This is a genomic window from Microbacterium gorillae (assembly GCF_000826185.2).
In the GTDB taxonomy this organism is placed as follows: domain Bacteria; phylum Actinomycetota; class Actinomycetes; order Actinomycetales; family Microbacteriaceae; genus Microbacterium; species Microbacterium gorillae.
This window is the reverse complement of sequence record NZ_LN648870.1, coordinates 40,906-58,565: the sequence shown is the minus strand read 5'-3', so window position 1 is coordinate 58,565 and position 17,660 is coordinate 40,906. Positions and strand designations below refer to the sequence as shown.

Sequence of the window (17,660 nt, the reverse complement as noted above, 5' to 3'; positions counted from 1 at the left end):
CGCCCGCGCTCCGCGACACCCCATCGCTCTCACCCGTGACACTTCCACGCTTCCACTCCTGCCGATGTTGGGAGCATCCCGCGATCGCTCACTCCTGCGGCAGGAATCCGGCGACGGATGTGACGGGAGTGGGAGCGATGCGGGGAAGCGGAAAGGGCCCCGGAACCGAAGTTCCGGGGCCCAGATCACGCTCGGGTCAGTTGTAGGTGCCCGGGGTCGTGAAGTTGTCGTCCGTGGAGAAGCTGTCGAAGTCGACGTACGTCAGGTCATCGCCCGAGTACGCGCCGTCGGACGCGAAGATGCGGTTGGGGTACCGCTCGCTCTTCGCCTCTTCGGTCGCCTCGACCACCACGTTGCGGTACTTGGTCAGACCCGTACCGGCGGGGATCAGCTTTCCGATGATGACGTTCTCCTTGAGACCGACCAGCGGGTCGCTCTTGCCCTCCATGGCGGCCTGCGTGAGCACGCGGGTCGTCTCCTGGAAGGACGCGGCCGACAGCCACGACTCGGTCGCCAGCGACGCCTTGGTGATACCCATCAGCTCCGGACGACCCGAGGCCGGCCGCTTGCCGGACTGGACCGTCGCGCGGTTGATGTCCTGGTAACGGCGGGAATCCACCATCTCACCGGGCAGCAGATCGGTGTCGCCGTGGTCGACGACGGTGACCTTGCGCAGCATCTGGCGCACGATGACCTCGATGTGCTTGTCGTGGATCGGCACACCCTGGCTGCGGTACACGCCCTGCACGCCACCGACGAGGTACTTCTGCGCGGCACGGGCTCCCTGCACGCGCATGACCTCCTTCGGGTCCAGCGTGCCGACCTGCAACGCCTGGCCGACCTCGACGTTCTGCCCGTCCTCGACGAGCAGCGTGGCGCGCTTGAGGACCGGGTAGACGTGCGGCTCGTCGCCGTTGTCCGGGGTCAGGATGACCTTCTTCTGCTTCTCGGTCTCCTCGATCGTGATGCGACCGGTCGCCTCGGCGATCGGGGACGCACCCTTCGGGGTACGGGCCTCGAACAGCTCCTGGACACGCGGCAGACCCTGGGTGATGTCATCGGCCGAGGCCGAACCACCCGTGTGGAACGTACGCATCGTCAGCTGGGTACCGGGCTCACCGATCGACTGGGCCGCGATGATGCCGACGGCCTCACCGATGTCCACGATCTTGCCGGTGGCCAGCGAACGGCCGTAGCACTGCGCGCAGACGCCGACGGCGGAGTCACAGGTCAGCACGGAGCGGACCTTGATGTTCTCCACGCCCGCCTCGATCAGCTTGTCGATCAGCACGTCACCGACGTCCTCACCGGCTTCGGCGAGCACGGTGCCGGACGCGTCCGTCACCGCGACGGCGAGGGTCCGGGCGAACACCGAGTTCTCGACGTTCTCGTCGCGCACCAGGGTGCCGGTCGAGTCCGCCTTCGCGATGACGTAGTCCAGACCCTTACTGGTGCCGCAGTCGTCTTCGCGGATGATGACATCCTGCGAGACGTCCACGAGGCGACGGGTCAGGTAACCCGAGTCGGCCGTGCGCAGAGCGGTGTCGGCCAGACCCTTACGGGCACCGTGCGTGGCGGTGAAGTACTCGGCCACCGACAGGCCCTCGCGGTACGAGGAGATGATCGGACGCGGCATGATCTCACCCTTGGTGTTGTTCACCAGGCCTCGAATACCCGCGATGTTCCGGATCTGCAGCCAGTTACCACGAGCACCCGAGGACACCATGCGGTTGATGGTGTTGTCCTCCGGGAAGTTCGCGCGCATGGCGGCCTGGACCTCGTCGGTCGCCTCGGTCCAGATCTTGATCTGCTCCTGACGACGCTCGGTGTCGGTGACCAGACCCTTCTCGTACTGGCCCTGCACCTTCGCGGCGATCTTCTCGTACTTCGCGATGATCTCGCCCTTGTTCGGCGGGGTCAGGACGTCCGAGAGCGCGACGGTCACACCCGAGCGCGTGGCCCAGTAGAAACCGGCGTCCTTGATGCGGTCCAGCGACGCGGCGACCTCGACCTTGGGGTACTCCTCGGCCAGCTTGTTGACGATCTGGCTGAGCTTGCCCTTGTCGGCCTGCTCGCGGACGAAGGGGTAGCCCTTCGGCAGCGTGTCGTTGAAGAGGATCTGACCGAGCGACGCGTCCACGAGGCCGTGGTCGTCGTAGCCCTCCGGGCCCTCACCCTCGAGGAAGGTCAGACCCGGGATGCGGATGCGGACCTTCGCCTGCAGGTCGAGCGTGCCCTCGTCCCGAGCCATCATGGCCTCGGCGACCGAACCGAACGCGCGGCCCTCACCGGCAGCACCGGCCTTGACCGTGGTCAGGTGGTGCAGACCGATGATCATGTCCTGCGAGGGCAGGGTCACCGGACGGCCGTCGGACGGCTTCAGGATGTTGTTCGACGCGAGCATCAGGATGCGCGCCTCGGCCTGGGCCTCCACGGACAGGGGCAGGTGCACGGCCATCTGGTCGCCGTCGAAGTCGGCGTTGAAGGCGGTGCAGACCAGCGGGTGCAGCTGGATGGCCTTACCCTCGACGAGCTGCGGCTCGAAGGCCTGGATGCCCAGGCGGTGCAGGGTGGGGGCGCGGTTCAGCAGCACCGGACGCTCGCGGATGATCTCCTCGAGCACGTCCCAGACCTCGGGACGGGTGCGCTCGACGGCACGCTTGGCGGCCTTGATGTTCTGCGAGTGGCCGAGGTCGATCAGGCGCTTGATCACGAACGGCTTGAACAGCTCCAGAGCCATCTGCTTGGGCAGACCGCACTGGTGCAGCTTCAGCTGCGGACCGACGATGATGACCGAACGGCCCGAGTAGTCCACGCGCTTACCGAGCAGGTTCTGGCGGAAACGACCCTGCTTACCCTTCAGCATGTCGCTGAGGGACTTCAGGGCGCGGTTGCCGGTACCGGTGACGGGACGACCGCGGCGGCCGTTGTCGAACAGGGCGTCGACGGCCTCCTGCAGCATGCGCTTCTCGTTGTTCACGATGATCTCGGGGGCACCGAGGTCGATCAGGCGACGGAGGCGGTTGTTGCGGTTGATCACGCGACGGTAGAGGTCGTTCAGGTCCGACGTGGCGAAGCGGCCACCGTCGAGCTGAACCATCGGACGCAGCTCCGGCGGGATCACCGGGACGACATCCAGCACCATCGATGCCGGCGACATGCCCGTGGACAGGAAGGACGAGACGACCTTCAGGCGCTTGATCGCACGGATCTTGCGCTGGCCCTTGCCCTCGGAGATCTGCAGACGCAGCGACTCGGCCTCGGCGGCCAGGTCGAAGGTCTCCAGGCGCTTCTTGATCGACTCCGCGCCCATGTAGGCCTCGAAGTACTGACCGAACCGGTCCTGCAGCTCGTGGAAGACGTCGTCCTCCGGCTTCAGGTCACCGACGGACAGGGTGCGGAAGTCCTCCCACACGCGCTCGAGCTTGGCGATGGCCTCGTCGGTGCCCTTGCGGAGCTGAGTCATCTCCTTCTCAGCGGCGTCCTTGACCTTCTTCTTCTGGTCGGCCTTGGCGCCCTCTTCCTCCAGGGTCGCCAGCTCCTCCTCCAGTTTGGCCAGACGCTCGGCGATCTTCGCGTCGCGACGGTCGGAGAGGGTCTTCAGCTCCAGGCGGATGTTGCCCTCCTGGGTGGCCAGGTCGCGGTGACGCGCGTCCTCGTCCACCGAGATGACCATGTACGCGGCGAAGTAGATGACCTTCTCGAGGTCCTTCGGCGCCATGTCCAGGAGGTAGCCCAGGCGCGACGGGACGCCCTTGAAGTACCAGATGTGGGTCACGGGAGCGGCGAGCTCGATGTGTCCCATGCGCTCACGACGGACGGAGGACTTGGTGACCTCCACGCCGCAGCGCTCGCAGACGATGCCCTTGAAGCGGACACGCTTGTACTTGCCGCAGGCGCACTCCCAGTCCCGGGACGGTCCGAAGATCTGCTCTCCGAACAGGCCGTCCTTCTCCGGCTTCAGGGTGCGGTAGTTGATCGTTTCGGGCTTCTTGACCTCACCGAAGGACCAACGACGGATGTCGTCGGCGGTCGCGAGTCCGATGCGAAGCGAATCGAAAGTGGTCGGTTCGAGCACGTGTTCTCCTGTGTCGATTCTCTAAATCTGTGTGGAAGGTCGTGAAGAGACTTAGATCTCTTCGACCGAGACGTTCTCGAAGCGGCTCGAGATGTTGATGCCGAGCTCTTCCGCTGCGCGGAACGCTTCGTCGTCGGTGTCGCGGAGGTTGACCGCATTGCCGTCGGCGCCGAGGACCTCGACGTTCAGGCAGAGCGACTGCATCTCCTTCATGAGCACCTTGAACGACTCCGGGATACCGGGCTCCGGGATGTTCTCGCCCTTGACGATCGCCTCGTACACCTTGACGCGGCCGAGGATGTCGTCGGACTTGACCGTGAGGAGCTCCTGGAGGGCGTATGCCGCACCGTAGGCCTCGAGGGCCCACACCTCCATCTCACCGAAGCGCTGTCCACCGAACTGCGCCTTACCACCGAGCGGCTGCTGCGTGATCATCGAGTAGGGACCCGTCGAACGCGCGTGGATCTTGTCGTCCACGAGGTGGTGCAGCTTCAGGATGTACATGTAGCCCACCGAGATCGGCGCCGGGTACGGCTCACCGGAGCGACCGTCGAACAGCGTGGTCTTACCGGTGTGGTCGATCAGGCGGACACCATCGCGGTTCGGCAGCGTCGCATCCAGCAGACCCGAGATCTCGGACTCCTCGGCACCGTCGAACACCGGGGTGGCGACCTTCGTGCCGGGAGCGGCCTCGCGGGCGTTCTCCGGGATCTTGACGGCCCACTCCGGGGTGCCCTCGATCTTCCAGCCCTGCTGAGCGATCCAGCCGAGGTGAACCTCGAGCACCTGACCGAAGTTCATTCGACCCGGGATACCGAGCGGGTTCAGGATGATGTCCAGCGGCGTTCCGTCGGCGAGGAACGGCATGTCCTCGGTCGGCAGGATGCGCGAGATGACGCCCTTGTTGCCGTGGCGGCCGGAGAGCTTGTCACCCGCGGTGATCTTGCGCTTCTGGGCGATGTAGACCACGACGCGACGGTTGACGCCCGAGCCGAGCTCGTCGTCGCCGTCCTCGGCGTTGAACTCCTTGACCGCGATGATCGTGCCCTGCTCACCGTGGGGCACCTTCAGCGACGTGTCGCGGACCTCGCGGCTCTTCTCGTTGAAGATCGCGCGGAGCAGGCGCTCCTCAGCGGACAGCTCGGTCTCACCCTTCGGCGTGACCTTGCCGACGAGGATGTCACCGGGACGAACCTCGGCGCCGATGCGGACGATGCCGCGCTCGTCGAGGTCCTTCAGCAGCTCCGGGCTGACGTTGGGGAGGTCACGGGTGATCTCCTCCTTGCCGAGCTTGGTGTCGCGCGCGTCGACCTCGTACTCCTCGATGTGGATCGAGGAGAGGGTGTCGTCCTTGACCAGGTCCTGGTTCAGGATGATCGCGTCCTCGTAGTTGAAGCCTTCCCACGTCATGAAGCCGACGAGGAGGTTCTTTCCGAGCGCGAGCTCGCCGTTCTCGGTGGACGGACCGTCGGCGATGACCTCGCCGGCCTCGATCCGCTCGCCCGCCGAGACGATGACGCGCTGGTTGTAGGACGTGCCCTGGTTCGAGCGGTCGAACTTGCGCAGGTAGTAGTCCTGCGTGCCGCCCTCGTCGAGCTGGATGGTCACCTTGTCGGCGGACACCTCGGCGACGACACCGGCCTTGGCGGCGGTGATCACGTCACCGGCGTCGATGGCGGTGTAGCCCTCCATACCGGTCCCCACGACGGGGCTCTCGGAGCGCAGCAGCGGCACAGCCTGACGCTGCATGTTCGCACCCATGAGGGCGCGGTTGGCGTCGTCGTGCTCGAGGAACGGGATCAGCGACGTCGCGACCGACACCATCTGGCGCGGGGAGACGTCCATGTAGCCGATCTCATCGCGCGGGAACAGGTCGACCTCGCCGCCCTTGCCGCGACGGGCCAGCACGCGCTCATCCGCGAACGAACCGTCCTTCTTCAGCACGGCGTTGGCCTGCGCGACGATGTAGTCGGCCTCCTCCGCTGCGGTGAGGTAGTCGATCGTCTCGGACACGCGGCCGTCGATGACGCGACGGTACGGGGTCTCGATGAAGCCGAACGCGTTGATGCGCGCGAACGATGCGAGCGAACCGATGAGGCCGATGTTCGGGCCTTCCGGCGTCTCGATCGGGCACATGCGGCCGTAGTGCGACGGGTGGACGTCGCGGACCTCGACACCGGCGCGCTCACGCGAGAGACCACCGGGGCCCAGCGCCGAGAGGCGACGCTTGTGCGTCAGACCCGCGAGCGGGTTGTTCTGGTCCATGAACTGCGACAGCTGCGAGGTTCCGAAGAACTCCTTGATCGCGGCGACGACGGGGCGCACGTTGATCAGGGTCTGCGGCGTGATCGCCTCGATGTCCTGCGTGGTCATGCGCTCGCGAACGACGCGCTCCATGCGGGACAGTCCGGTGCGGACCTGGTTCTGGATGAGCTCACCGACCGCGCGGATGCGACGGTTGCCGAAGTTGTCGATGTCGTCGACGTCGATGCGGATCTCGGCCGGCTCGCCCTTGCGGACGCCCGTGTACGAGGTGTCGCCGGCGTGCAGACGCACGAGGTACTTGATCGTCGCGACGATGTCCTCGACGGTCAGCACCGACTCGCTCAGCGGGGTGTCCAGACCCAGCTTCTGGTCGATCTTGTAACGGCCGACCTTGGCCAGGTCGTAGCGCTTCGGGTTGAAGTAGAAGTTGTCCAGCAGCGCGCGGGCGGCCTCGGCGGCGACCTGCTCGCCCGGACGCAGCTTGCGGTAGATGTCGCGGAGCGCGTCCTCCTTGGTGAGGATCGTGTCCTTGGACAGCGTCTCCTCGATCGAGGGGTAGCCGGCGAACTCGGCGAGGATGTCCTCGCTGGACAGACCCAGGGCCTTCAGGAAGACCGTGACGGACTGCTTGCGCTTGCGGTCGATGCGCACGCCGACCTGGTCGCGCTTGTCGATCTCGAACTCGAGCCAGGCACCGCGCGAGGGGATGATGCGGGACGAGACGATGTCCTTGTCGGAGGTCTTGTCCGGCGTCTTGTCGAAGTAGACACCCGGGGAGCGGACCAGCTGGGACACGACGACACGCTCGGTGCCGTTGATGATGAACGTGCCCTTGTCGGTCTGGAGCGGGAAGTCGCCCATGAAGACCGTCTGGGTCTTGATCTCACCGGTCTGGTGGTTCATGAACTCGGCCTCGACGTACAGCGGGGCGGCGTACGTCTTGCCGCGCTCCTTGCACTCCTCGATCGAGTACTTCTCCGGCTCGAGGTACGGGTTCGTGAACGAGAGCTGCATCGTCTCGCTGAGGTCCTCGATCGGCGAGATCTCCTCGAAGATCTCCTCCAGACCGCTGACCTCGGGGACGTCGGTGCGACCCTCGGCCTGCGCCTCGGCGACGCGGGCCTTCCACTTCTCGTTGCCGACGAGCCAGTCGAACGACTCGACCTGAAGGGCGAGCAGATCAGGGACCGTCAGCGTGTCGCTGATCTTGGCGAACGAGACGCGCGAGTGTGCGCGTCCGTTCTTGGGGTTGGTGGATGCGTTACTCGCAGCTGCCAAGGGAATGACCTCCATGGGCCCCGGCCGGGCCTCGTGATTCCTTGTCGTCAGGTGGATCGCGCGATCCCCGAAACCCGAGCCGTCCTTGCGGACGGAGACACGAGCACAGCCGACCACCATATGAGGGCAGGGGGATACGAGCGCAACTACCTACATTACACACGATTCGGCGACACGTCCACCGCCAATGCTTGAAGGTTGCTGGGTCCCGGTGTATAACCCTCGGGCTCAGACCGCCGACGGCATCAGAGTCGGGGCCGCCGCGTCCGGACGAGCCGCCCGTCGCTCGCTCGCGCGCCGCAGCATCAGGCCCACGCCGACGCCGATCAGCAGCGCCCCGAGGGCGCCGATCCAGAACCCGGGCACCTGCACGCGCAGGTCGTCCGTGACGCCGCGGATCTCCGGAGCCAGCGTCCCCATCAGGAGGAGGTTCGCCCCCACCAGCAGCACGCCGCACACGAGCGCCACCGCCCCCGACGCCCGAGTCGCCAGCAGCAGCACGGCGAAGACGACCGTGGCGAGCAGCAGCATCCACAGGCCGCCGAGGTCGGCGCGCAGCTGCACCAGCAGGCCGAGAGCGAAGCGGCCACCGCCGACCAGCGCGAGAACGGCCGCGGCGAACGCCAGCAGACCGACGAGGGCGCTCACGAGTGCGGCAACGGACCCGCCGGCTCCGCGCGCGCCGGCGAAACCGGCGACCAGCAGCACCATCGCCGCGAGCAGTCCCGGGCCCGACGCGAACCACGCGGGCGTGAGTTCCATGCCGATCACACTGCCGTGGAACAGGCGCAGCAGCGGCGACATGAGCTGCGGATCGCCGGCGTAGGTGGCCACGGCGACGAGCGAGATCACCAGCAGCACGAACCCGACCATCACCGCGGAGCTCCGCGACCAGGCGATGCACAGCCCGGCGAGGCCGAGCAGCAGAGCGCCACCGCTCGCGGCCGCGAGCGCATCGACGCTCGGCGAACGGGCGTACCCGGCCAGTTGCGTGGCCAGGGAGGACGAGCCGAGGAGCCAGAGGCCGCCACCGGTCAGCAGCAGGGCCAGCACCGTGACGCCGAGCCGCCGCAGAATGTTCATCTCTCCCCCACCCCGACGATGGCGGAGGCCGTCCCCTGCGGCCTGCGTCACCGTCCGATTGTGGGCGAGCCTAGCCGAGCGTCGCGGGTGCCCGAGGGGTATCGCCGTGTGTCGGTTCAGGTCAGCCGCGACGACGGCCGCCGTGGAAGGCGATTGCGGGCGGTCCCGAACTCACTCCCGCAGCCGGAGCCGATCACCGGGACGGAGCTGACCGAGCACGTCCCGGTCCGCCGCGGCGACCACCGCGATCACCGGATAGCCGCCCGTGACCGGACCGTCGGCGAGCAGGATCACGGGACGGCCGGAGGGGGGCACCTGCAGGGCACCGATCACCATGCCCTCGCTCGGGAGCTCGGTCGTGTCGGCTCGGCTCAGTTGCGGCCCGTCCAGCCGGACGCCGACGCGGTCGGCCTGCGCGGACACCGTCCATTCCGACCCGGTCAGGACCCGCCAGGCCTCCGGCGCGAAGCGGTCCAGCCGCGGACCGCGCCGCACCCGGACGGTCGCCGGCCCCCGCGGAGTCGTCCACGGCGCCACGTCGTTCGGCGGGGGCGGGGCCGGGGGCCCGACCGGCAGGACGACACCGGCCACGACCGGGTCCGGACCCAGGCCCGACATGGTGTCGGTGGCGCGCGAGCCGAGAACCGGTGCGACCGCGATGCCCCCGGCGACGGCGAGGTAGACCCGCACGCCATGATCGGCGATGCCGAGGGTGAGCTCCCGGCCCGCGCGCAGCAGCGTGGCACGCCAGAGGTCCACCGGTCGATCGTCGATCCACGCCGGGACGGCCGCGCCGGCGAGGCAGACCCACGCGTCGACGTCGCTGCGCACCCGCAGCCCGCCCAGCGTGATCTCCAGGGCGGCCGCCGTCTCCGGATTGCCGACCAGTCGGTTCGCCACCCGCAACGCGCCCTGGTCCACCGCCCCGGAGGGAGCGATGCCGATCGCCCGCAGCCCGGGACGCCCGAGGTCCTGGATCGTCGTTCCGGGCGATGCGGCGAGCACCCGCAGACTCATTCCGGCCCCCTCCGCTCGAACCGGACGCGCGTCCCCGGCGCGAGCAGGGCCGGCGGGGTGCGGTCCGGATCGAACAGCGTGAGGTCGGTGGAACCGATCAGACGCCAGCCGCCGGGGGTGGCCCGCGGGTACACGCCCGCGTGGCCGTCGGCGAGCGGGTCCGCCCCGGCCGGGACGCGCGTCCGGGGCACGGCCAAGCGCGGCACCCGGTGCGGCCAGTCGGTGCTGACGAGGTAGCCGAATCCGGGCGCGAAGCCCGTGAGCGCCACTCGCCACGGCGCGGACATGTGGTCCTCGATCAGGCGGTCGACCGTGACCCCCAGCAGCGCAGCGGTGTCGGCGAGGTCCGCCCCGTCGTAATGCACCGGGATGACGACGTCCTCTCCGTCGTCCGTCACCGCCACCGCGCCCGCCGCTGCGGACGCGATCCAGGACCGAACCGCGGCCGGTCCGATCCGGGTGCGATCGAACGCGACCAGGACGGTGCGTGCCGCGGGGACCACGTCCACGACGCCGGCCGGCGGCTGCCCGAGCGCGTGCGCCAGCGCGAGCACGGCCGCATCGTCGTCCGCCTCGATCAGCAGCGCCTCATCCCCGAACGGACGGATCTCACTCATCGCTCACCAGACCGTGCGGACGATGACGCCCGCGGCCGCCAGAGCGGTGCGCACGGCCACGGCCATCGCCACCGCTTCGGCGGTGTCGCCGTGCAGGCAGAGCGAGGCCGCGTCAACCGCGACCGTGCTGCCGTCCACGGCCGTGACCGTGCCGTCCGCGGCGAGCCGCACCGCACGCGCGGCGACCTCATCCACGTCGTGCAGGACGGCGCCCGGCTCTCGCCGGGGAACCAGGGTTCCGTCCGGACGGTAACCCCGATCCAGGAACGCCTCGCGGACCACCGGGATGCCGGCCGCGCGCGCCCGCCTTTCGATCTGTCCACCCAGGACCAGCAGCCCGACGTCGTGCCCGAGCTCCGCTGCCAGGTCGCGAACGGCGGCCACCACCGCGTCCGCGTGGTCCGGGTCCCCGACGATCTCGTTGTAGAGCGCCCCGTGCGGTTTCACGTAGCGGACGTCGACACCGAGCTCGGGGAACCTGCGCAGCTGCCGTGTGAGCGCGCGCGTCAGCGCCGGCCCGTCCACGTCCATCCGGTGTCGACCGAAGTTCGCGGGGTCCGGGTAGGAGGGGTGGGCGCCCAGGGTGACCCCGAACCGCGCTCCACGATCGGCGGTGGCTCGGATGGACGCATCGTCGCCGGCGTGCCCGCCGCACGCGACGTTGGCGCTGGTGATGAGCGCGAACATGCTCTCGTCATCCGCGGTCGGAACGCCGTCCACCGTCTCGCCGAGGTCGGCGTTCAGATCGATCGACGCTGTCATGGGGCCACTGTATCGGCTATTCCGTGACGTCGAATAGGATGCTAGCATCCGAGCATGACAGTAGAATCGGCACCGGCGAGCGAGGCGAAGGCGCAGTTCAACGTGTACCTGCCCCGCCCGCTGATCACGGCCATCAAGCATCGCGCGATCGATGAGGGCGGGAGCCTCTCGGCTCTCGTCGAACGCGCCCTGACCGCCTACCTCGACACCCCGACAGGAGACCGCTCATGACTCTCACCGTGCAGGCCATCCGTTTCACCACGGACGTCCCGGCGATGCGCACGTTCCTGGAACGCCTCGGCCTGGTGGCCGTCATCACCGCCTCGGATCCGGAAACGGACGCGGACACCTGGGCCGTGATGCGCTCCGGGTCCGGCGACGTGCTCCTGCACGCGCTGGCGACCGCGACCTCTCCCGCCGTCGCGGGTCAGACTGAGCTGAGCTTGGAGACCGACGATCTCGATGCGCTGGCGGACCGCTTCGGCCTCACCCCGATCGATGAGTCGTACGGTCGCATGGTGCAGCTCACCGATCCCCTGGGCGATGAGGTGTGGGTGAACGGAGCGCAGACCGACTTCTACGGCTATGCGACCGCGGACGCCTCTCCGGACCCGGCGGTCTCGGTCGCCCCGGTCCGTTTCACCGACCCGTCGGGCGCGTACGGCGCGTTCCTGGAGCGACTGGGGATGACCGCCGCGGAGGGCGGGGACGAGTGGTTCCGCTCCTTCCGCGCCGACCGCGGTTCGGTGGGCCTGCACGTGGCCCGGCCCGGTGAGTTCGAGCAGTTCCTGCGCGGAGATCACGGCGCCCGCGTGCACCTCACCCTGTCCACCACGCAGGATCTGCACGCCCTCGCCGACCGACTCCGGGCGGACGGGATCGACGTGCGCGTCGACGAATCGTTCGGCACGATGCTCGAACTCACCGATCCGGACGGCTGCCCACTGCAGATCCATCCGGCCTGAGGAAGACCGTTTAGCCTGTGCGAGTGGAACGGGTGCGCGGAGTGCGGGTGACGGAGGGAATGGTCGATCGCTGGCGCGCGTGGCTGATGCCGCGCGTGCAGCCGTTCGTGGTCGATCAGGATGAAGCCGAGGCCCTGCGGTCGATCGCGCACTCGCGTGTGCTGAGCGACGAACTGCGCGACACCTTCCGCCTGTACGCCATCCCCGACCATCACCACATCGTCTGGCTGGACCGCGCGGGCAGCGCGTCACTGAGCCCGGAGACCGTCCGGACGCAACCGACGCGGCATCTGTGGCCGACGCGGTCCACGCCCTACGATCGCCGCCGCACGACGTCATGGGTCGCGCGCTCCATCCACCCGGTGGATCACTCCCCGCCGCCGGAGGGAGTGTGGCGTCGCGCGGCCGACGTCCTGCCCGACGCGCGACGCCTGGCCGGACGCTTCCCCCTCACGTCCGGACCCAATTGCTTCGCCACCGTGATGGCGGCGGCGGGCGTCCCGGACGCCGAGGGGACGTGGATGCAGCGCGAGCCGTTCGAGGACTGGCTCGCCGACCACACCATCGCCGGCGGCAACGATTCCCTTCCCGGCACCGTGCTCGTCTGGCGGGACCGGGGCGGTTCGGTCGGGCACGCCGGCGTGACCCTCGGCGACGGGCACTACCTGCACAAACCCTCGCAGGGATGGATGACTCCGGCCCTCGTGCTGCCGGTGCGGGACGGCATCATCGCCGCACGGACCCCGGGTCAACACCTGGAACGGCACACCATCCGCTGACGCGCGCTACTGCACACGGCGGGCCGTGGACGCGGATGTCTTCGGCACGCCACGCGCGTTGCGGTGCGCTCGTACCGAAGCCCGCTGACGCGCGCCCGCCCGGTGGCACAGTCGGGATCGCGGTGGATTCCGCGCGAGGGAGGCGAAGATGTCCGATACCCAGAACATCCCGGCCACGATGCGAGCCGCGGTGGTGGTGTCCGCGGACCGTCCGCTGGAGCTGCGGACGGTCCCGGTCCCCCATCCGGGCCCGGGTGAGGCACTCGTCCGAGTGATCACCTCGGGGGTCTGCCATACCGACCTGCATGCGGCGCGCGGGGATTGGCCGGTCGCCCCGAAGTCCGAGCTCATCCCCGGACACGAGGGTTTCGGTGAAGTCGTCGCGCTCGGCGAGGGCGTGACCGAGCTGGAGATCGGACAGCTCGTCGGCAACGCCTGGCTGTGGAGCGCGTGCGGTGAGTGCGAGGCCTGTCGCACCGGATGGGAGACGCTGTGCGAACAGCAGCGCAACGGCGGCTATTCGGTGGACGGCAGCTTCGCGGAATACATGCTCGTCGACAGCCGGTTCGCCGCCCGCATTCCCGACGGCGCGGATCCGGTGGAGGTCGCGCCCGTCCTCTGTGCCGGAGTCACCGTGTACAAGGGTTTGAAGATGACCGACGTGCGCCCGGGGCAATGGGTGACCATCAGCGGCATCGGCGGGCTCGGCCACGTCGCCGTGCAGTACGCGCGGGCGATGGGAATGCGCGTCGCCGCGGTCGACGTGGACGACGACAAGCTCGACCTCGCCCGCGAGCACGGCGCCGAAGTCGTCGCCAACGCCGCCACCGAGGACCCCGGACGCGTGATCCAGGCGGCGACCGGCGGCACGCACGGTGCACTGGTCACCGCCGTCCATCCACGCGCATTCGGACAGGCGCTGTCGGTGGTGCGGCGCGGGGCGACGATCGCGTTCGTCGGGCTGCCGCCGGGAGATTTCCCCGCGAACATCTTCGACATCGTGCTGCGCGCGATCACGATCCGCGGGTCCATCGTCGGCACCCGCCAGGATCTGGCCGAAGCTCTCGATTTCTACGCCCGCGGCGAGATCCACCCCACCGTGACGGCGGCGCACCTCGAGGACATCAACGAGATCTTCACCCGCATGGAGCGCGGCGGCATCGAGGGACGCATCGTGATGCAGCTCTCTGACGCCTGAAGCGGACTCGTGTCCCGCTCTTCGCCGATTCCCTGCCTTCGCGCGACGAGAGCGGGACACGTCGCGCTCGGAAGGGGTGTCCGCGGAACGGTCTAGGCTCGGCGCCATGAGTACCCACGAGACCTCCGCCACCTTCACCGTCGAGATGACGCCGGCCCCCGGGCTCTTTCCCCAGAGCGGGCGCTTCGACGTCGTGAAGGAGTGGACCGGCGGAGTCCGCGGCAGCGGCGTCGGCGTGATGCTCTCCGCCGGAGACCCGCGCACCGGCGCGGCCGGGTACGTCGCCCTGGAAACCGTGGACGGGTCGATCGACGGGCGCGCCGGCACCTTCGCCCTGTCGCAGCAGGGCACCATGACCGCGACCGGCCAGACTCTCGCCTACGCCGTCGTGCCGGGCTCCGGCACGGGCGAGCTCACCGGACTGACCGGGACCGTCGAGCTGACCGTGGATGAGGACGACACGCACCGTGTCGTCCTGCACTACGCCCTTCCCGACACCGCGTGAGAGGGTGAGGCCATGCCCGAACCCGTCCGCCGCGCGCTGACGATCGTGTCCGCGTGCCTGGCGGGGACGCCATGCCGATACGACGGTCGGGCCAAGCCGGACGCGGAGATCGTCGCGGCCGCCCGGCGCGGCGAGGTCGTGCCGCTGTGCGCCGAAGTGGCCGGGGGGCTGTCGACACCACGCCCGCCGGCGGAGATCCGGGGCGGAGACGGGGCCGACGTGCTCGCGGGCCGCGCGCGGGTGGTCACGGACGCCGGCGACGATGTCACCGCCGCCTTCGTCGCGGGCGCGCGCGAGGTCGCCGACCGGGCCGTGGGTCTGGGCGCGAGTCACGCCGTGCTGCAGGAGCGCAGTCCGTCCTGCGGCTGCGGGCGCATCTACGACGGCGGGTTCACCGGCACGCTCGTACCCGGTGATGGGGTCACGGCCGCCGCCCTGCGCGAGCGCGGCATCACGATCGAGGCCCGTCGCGGGGCCTCCGGCTAGCCGCCGATCGTCGGGCCGGACAGCAGCAGCACGTTCACCACGCACACCAGGACGGCGATGATCGTGCTCGTCCACGGGAACGGCCCGAGCCGGATCGGGTCGGATCCGGCGTTCTCCTTGGCGCTGCGCATGTTCGAGAACGACATCGCCATCGGCGCCCACACCCCGAGGGCGACCGCGCCCATGGCGACGGCGATCATGTCACCCGGACCGAGCTTGACGACCGAGAGCGCGGCCCACAGAAGGGTCAGGCCGACCGTGACGACGAGCCCGATCATCCAGGGATGGAACGACAGCGCGAGCAGACCCCGGACATCGCCGGGCGGGACGAAGCCGGTCATCCGTCGCGCGTACCCGATCGCGCAGAGCACCGTGATGCCGCCGCCGGCCGCGAGGGCGATCCAGCCGACGGAGTTCTGCAGCCCGTAGCGCGCGGCGACCTCCCCGGTGTCGCCGATGCCGAACGGTGTCAGCACCAGGTAGCCGCCACCCTCCATGACGTTGATGAACGCGAACCACACCGCGAACAGGTGGCCGGATCCGACGATGGGACCCGGGCGGACGAAGAAGACCAGGACCACACCGAGCACCAGGCTGAACGCCGGTCCGGCGAGGGTGACGACCGTCTGGGCGGTCTCGCTGAGGTGCGCGACCGGCATCGACGCGAACGGCACCTGCCGCACCGGCGAGCCGAACATCAGCGCGGCCACGGAGTGCGCGGACTCGTGCAGCAGGATCGTGAGCAGGAACGCGGCGACCATCGCCATCGTCGTATGCAGAAGGAGGCGACCGGTTCCCACCGTGCCCCGAACGCCGTCGTCCATGACTCCCCCCATCCCCCGGCAGCTCCCCGACTGCGGCTGACGCGCCCGAGCGTAGCGGGTCGCGCCCGCCCAGCACACCCCCGCCGTCGATCGCGCCGGAGCGGACGGATACGCTCGAAGCATGGGCCGGGAACGACGAACACCACCAGCGGAGTCCCCCCGGACGCGATTGAGCGACGGATCGCTCGCCCGGGTGGCGCCGAGCGAGTTCACGTCGGGGTGGGAACTGCTGGTCGATGAGACGCCCCAGTCGCACGTCGACCTGGACGATCCCACCCACCTGCACTTCGAGTACGTTGCCCGGATGGGCGCGGTGATCGACACGTTCCGCCCCGCCGGGGACGCCATCACAGCGGTGCATCTGGGCGCCGGCGCACTGACGATCCCCCGCTACGTCGCGGTCACCCGTCCCGGCTCCCGCCAGCAGGTCGTCGAGCTCGAGGGCGGCCTCTGGGACCTCGTGCGCGAGAACCTGCCCCTGCCACGCGGTGCCCAGATCCGGGTCCGGATCGGGGATGCTCGTGCCGTCGTGGAACGGATGCCGGCTGGGATCCTCGGCCAGGTCGACCTCGTCGTCAGCGACGTCTTCTCCGGCGCACGGACACCGGCGCACGTCACGTCCGTGGAGTTCTACACATCGCTCGCGAAGCTGCTCACGTCGTCCGGCGTCGTCCTGGTGAACATCGCGGACGGACCGGGGTTGGCCTTCACGCGCCGCCAGGTGGCGACCCTGCGCCAGGTGCTGCCGCACGTGGCCGTGCTCGCTGAGGCGCAGGTGCTGAAAGGCCGACGCTTCGGAAACCTGGTGCTCGCCGCCTCCCGCGAACCGCTGCCGGACGAGTGGCTGCCGCGGTTGCTCGCCGCGGGTCCGCACCCGGCGAAGATCGCCTCCGGAGCGGAGGTCGCCACGCTCTCGCGCGATGCCGGGCCGGTCTCGGACGCGGACGCCGTCCCCTCTCCGGCGCCGAACTCCTCCCTCTTCGAACGCTGAACCGCGTCGCCGCGAGCGGCGGTGACGGAGCCAAGCTGAGAGTCCGAGTCCCGGGGCGAGGCGACCCGGCGTGCCGGGATCGATCCCCAGCGCGGGCAATGCAGACTGGGACGGACCGGAAGGAGCGGGCAGTGGTGGGTTTGATTCGTGGCTACGATCCCGAGACGCTGCGCGAGCTGATCGATCCGCGCGAGTGTGAACAGCGTCTCGAGGAGATCGGCGCGCAGCGAAGCCTGCCCGATCTGATGGAGCGCGTCTGGCTGCTGAAGGTGCTGGGCCGCTTCGATGAGGCGCTCACCGTCTCCGAGCAGTCCGTGCGCCAGGCGCGTATGGGCGGCACCCGGAAAGACCTTCTGCGCGCCCGCGTGCTGCACGCGTCGGTGGTCCATTCGCGCGGCGGAAGCATCGCGGCGGAGCAGGAGCTGACCACCTGCATGGCCGAGGGCGAAGGTCAGGGCTGGCCCGCCATCGCCGCCTTCGCCGCCCAGCACCGCGGCCGCGTGCACTACGACAACGGCGACTTCCACAGCGCGCGGCGCGACTTCAAGCACGCGCTGTTCCTCCGCCAGCAGTCCGGTGCTTCCGAGGACGACCTCGAATCGACGCTCATGGCGGTCGATTCCGCCGACCAGCGCTGGGCCCATGAGTCCGCCCAGGCCCACGAATCCGTGAGCGGTGACGTGGCGAGCGAGCCGGCGGACCTGGTCGAGGCGGCCGAACGCGCCGCGCGTCCCTGACGGTTCCTCCCCACCGTGGATTCCCGTCGCCGCCCGGGGGCTCCGGCTCGACGTCGCCGGCGCGGCCTAGGCTGA

15 protein-coding genes are annotated in these 17,660 nt (G+C 69.3%); 8 read left to right on the top strand and 7 right to left on the bottom strand.

Translation table 11 applies throughout. The features are described from left to right. Positions 1–196: 196 nt before the first annotated feature. The 6 genes from rpoC to BN1193_RS00375 form a co-directional block, all read right to left on the bottom strand. On the bottom strand, positions 197–4,078 hold the full coding sequence (rpoC, locus tag BN1193_RS00400; protein WP_040162857.1) for a DNA-directed RNA polymerase subunit beta': 3,882 nt from the start codon (positions 4,076–4,078) through the stop codon (positions 197–199). A 51-nt stretch (positions 4,079–4,129) separates the two neighbouring features. Beyond that, a complete protein-coding gene (rpoB, locus tag BN1193_RS00395; protein WP_040163154.1) occupies positions 4,130–7,621 on the bottom strand; it encodes a DNA-directed RNA polymerase subunit beta in 3,492 nt (1,163 codons plus the stop codon). 228 nt (positions 7,622–7,849) lie between these two features. Then, the gene (locus BN1193_RS00390; RefSeq protein WP_141396588.1) at positions 7,850–8,755 is read right to left on the bottom strand and encodes a hypothetical protein; all 906 of its coding nucleotides are present in this window, start codon (positions 8,753–8,755) and stop codon (positions 7,850–7,852) included. 120 nt (positions 8,756–8,875) lie between these two features. Beyond that, positions 8,876–9,721: a 5-oxoprolinase subunit C family protein gene (locus tag BN1193_RS00385; RefSeq protein WP_094770186.1), complete on the bottom strand. Its 846-nt coding sequence runs from the start codon at positions 9,719–9,721 to the stop codon at positions 8,876–8,878. Then, the gene (locus tag BN1193_RS00380; RefSeq protein ID WP_040162851.1) at positions 9,718–10,338 is read right to left on the bottom strand and encodes a 5-oxoprolinase subunit B family protein; all 621 of its coding nucleotides are present in this window, start codon (positions 10,336–10,338) and stop codon (positions 9,718–9,720) included. The genes BN1193_RS00385 and BN1193_RS00380 overlap by 4 nt, the downstream gene beginning before the upstream one ends. Positions 10,339–10,341: 3 nt before the next feature. After that, a complete protein-coding gene (locus tag BN1193_RS00375; protein ID WP_040162849.1) occupies positions 10,342–11,100 on the bottom strand; it encodes a 5-oxoprolinase subunit PxpA in 759 nt (252 codons plus the stop codon). 54 nt (positions 11,101–11,154) lie between these two features. On the opposite strand from BN1193_RS00375, the gene BN1193_RS00370 reads away from it, so the two are divergent. The 6 genes from BN1193_RS00370 to BN1193_RS00345 all read left to right on the top strand — a co-directional run bounded on the left by BN1193_RS00370 (position 11,155) and on the right by BN1193_RS00345 (position 15,033). Next, positions 11,155–11,331, top strand: a complete 177-nt coding sequence (locus BN1193_RS00370) for a ribbon-helix-helix domain-containing protein (protein WP_040162845.1) — start codon at positions 11,155–11,157, stop codon at positions 11,329–11,331. Continuing rightward, a complete protein-coding gene (locus BN1193_RS00365; RefSeq protein ID WP_040162842.1) occupies positions 11,328–12,065 on the top strand; it encodes a glyoxalase/bleomycin resistance/dioxygenase family protein in 738 nt (245 codons plus the stop codon). The genes BN1193_RS00370 and BN1193_RS00365 overlap by 4 nt, the downstream gene beginning before the upstream one ends. Positions 12,066–12,088: 23 nt before the next feature. Further along, positions 12,089–12,844, top strand: coding sequence for a C40 family peptidase (locus BN1193_RS00360; RefSeq protein ID WP_141396587.1), 756 nt, complete (start codon positions 12,089–12,091; stop codon positions 12,842–12,844). Between the two features lie 178 nt (positions 12,845–13,022). Continuing rightward, complete coding sequence (gene adhP, locus BN1193_RS00355) at positions 13,023–14,042, top strand: alcohol dehydrogenase AdhP (RefSeq protein ID WP_040163147.1); 1,020 nt, start codon at positions 13,023–13,025, stop codon at positions 14,040–14,042. A 106-nt stretch (positions 14,043–14,148) separates the two neighbouring features. Continuing rightward, the gene (locus BN1193_RS00350) at positions 14,149–14,547 is read left to right on the top strand and encodes a DUF3224 domain-containing protein (RefSeq protein ID WP_040162839.1); all 399 of its coding nucleotides are present in this window, start codon (positions 14,149–14,151) and stop codon (positions 14,545–14,547) included. 12 nt (positions 14,548–14,559) lie between these two features. Next, entirely contained in the window at positions 14,560–15,033 is a 474-nt protein-coding gene (locus BN1193_RS00345) for a DUF523 domain-containing protein (RefSeq protein ID WP_040162836.1), read from the top strand. Here BN1193_RS00345 and BN1193_RS00340 read toward each other — a convergent pair. Then, positions 15,030–15,857 carry a zinc metalloprotease gene (locus BN1193_RS00340; protein ID WP_052460285.1) on the bottom strand — a complete coding sequence of 276 codons (828 nt, stop codon included), beginning with the start codon at positions 15,855–15,857 and terminating at the stop codon, positions 15,030–15,032. The genes BN1193_RS00345 and BN1193_RS00340 overlap by 4 nt on opposite strands. A 121-nt stretch (positions 15,858–15,978) precedes the next feature. Here BN1193_RS00340 and BN1193_RS00335 point away from each other — a divergent pair, with 121 nt between their 5' ends. Together BN1193_RS00335 and BN1193_RS00330 are read left to right on the top strand one after the other, a co-directional pair. Next, entirely contained in the window at positions 15,979–16,848 is an 870-nt protein-coding gene (locus BN1193_RS00335) for a spermidine synthase (RefSeq protein WP_040162833.1), read from the top strand. A gap of 134 nt (positions 16,849–16,982) precedes the next feature. Continuing rightward, the gene (locus tag BN1193_RS00330) at positions 16,983–17,585 is read left to right on the top strand and encodes a hypothetical protein (protein WP_230206367.1); all 603 of its coding nucleotides are present in this window, start codon (positions 16,983–16,985) and stop codon (positions 17,583–17,585) included. The last annotated feature ends 75 nt before the right edge of the window (positions 17,586–17,660 follow it).

Coding starts and splice junctions, on each gene's coding strand:
- BN1193_RS00340 (WP_052460285.1), bottom strand. CDS start 15,857: ATGGACGACGGCGTTCGGGGCACGGTGGGAACCGGTCGCCTCCTTCTG.
- BN1193_RS00345 (WP_040162836.1), top strand. CDS start 14,560: ATGCCCGAACCCGTCCGCCGCGCGCTGACGATCGTGTCCGCGTGCCTG.
- BN1193_RS00335 (WP_040162833.1), top strand. CDS start 15,979: ATGGGCCGGGAACGACGAACACCACCAGCGGAGTCCCCCCGGACGCGA.
- BN1193_RS00370 (WP_040162845.1), top strand. CDS start 11,155: ATGACAGTAGAATCGGCACCGGCGAGCGAGGCGAAGGCGCAGTTCAAC.
- BN1193_RS00350 (WP_040162839.1), top strand. CDS start 14,149: ATGAGTACCCACGAGACCTCCGCCACCTTCACCGTCGAGATGACGCCG.
- BN1193_RS00385 (WP_094770186.1), bottom strand. CDS start 9,721: ATGAGTCTGCGGGTGCTCGCCGCATCGCCCGGAACGACGATCCAGGAC.
- BN1193_RS00375 (WP_040162849.1), bottom strand. CDS start 11,100: ATGACAGCGTCGATCGATCTGAACGCCGACCTCGGCGAGACGGTGGAC.
- BN1193_RS00380 (WP_040162851.1), bottom strand. CDS start 10,338: ATGAGTGAGATCCGTCCGTTCGGGGATGAGGCGCTGCTGATCGAGGCG.
- adhP (WP_040163147.1), top strand. CDS start 13,023: ATGCGAGCCGCGGTGGTGGTGTCCGCGGACCGTCCGCTGGAGCTGCGG.
- BN1193_RS00365 (WP_040162842.1), top strand. CDS start 11,328: ATGACTCTCACCGTGCAGGCCATCCGTTTCACCACGGACGTCCCGGCG.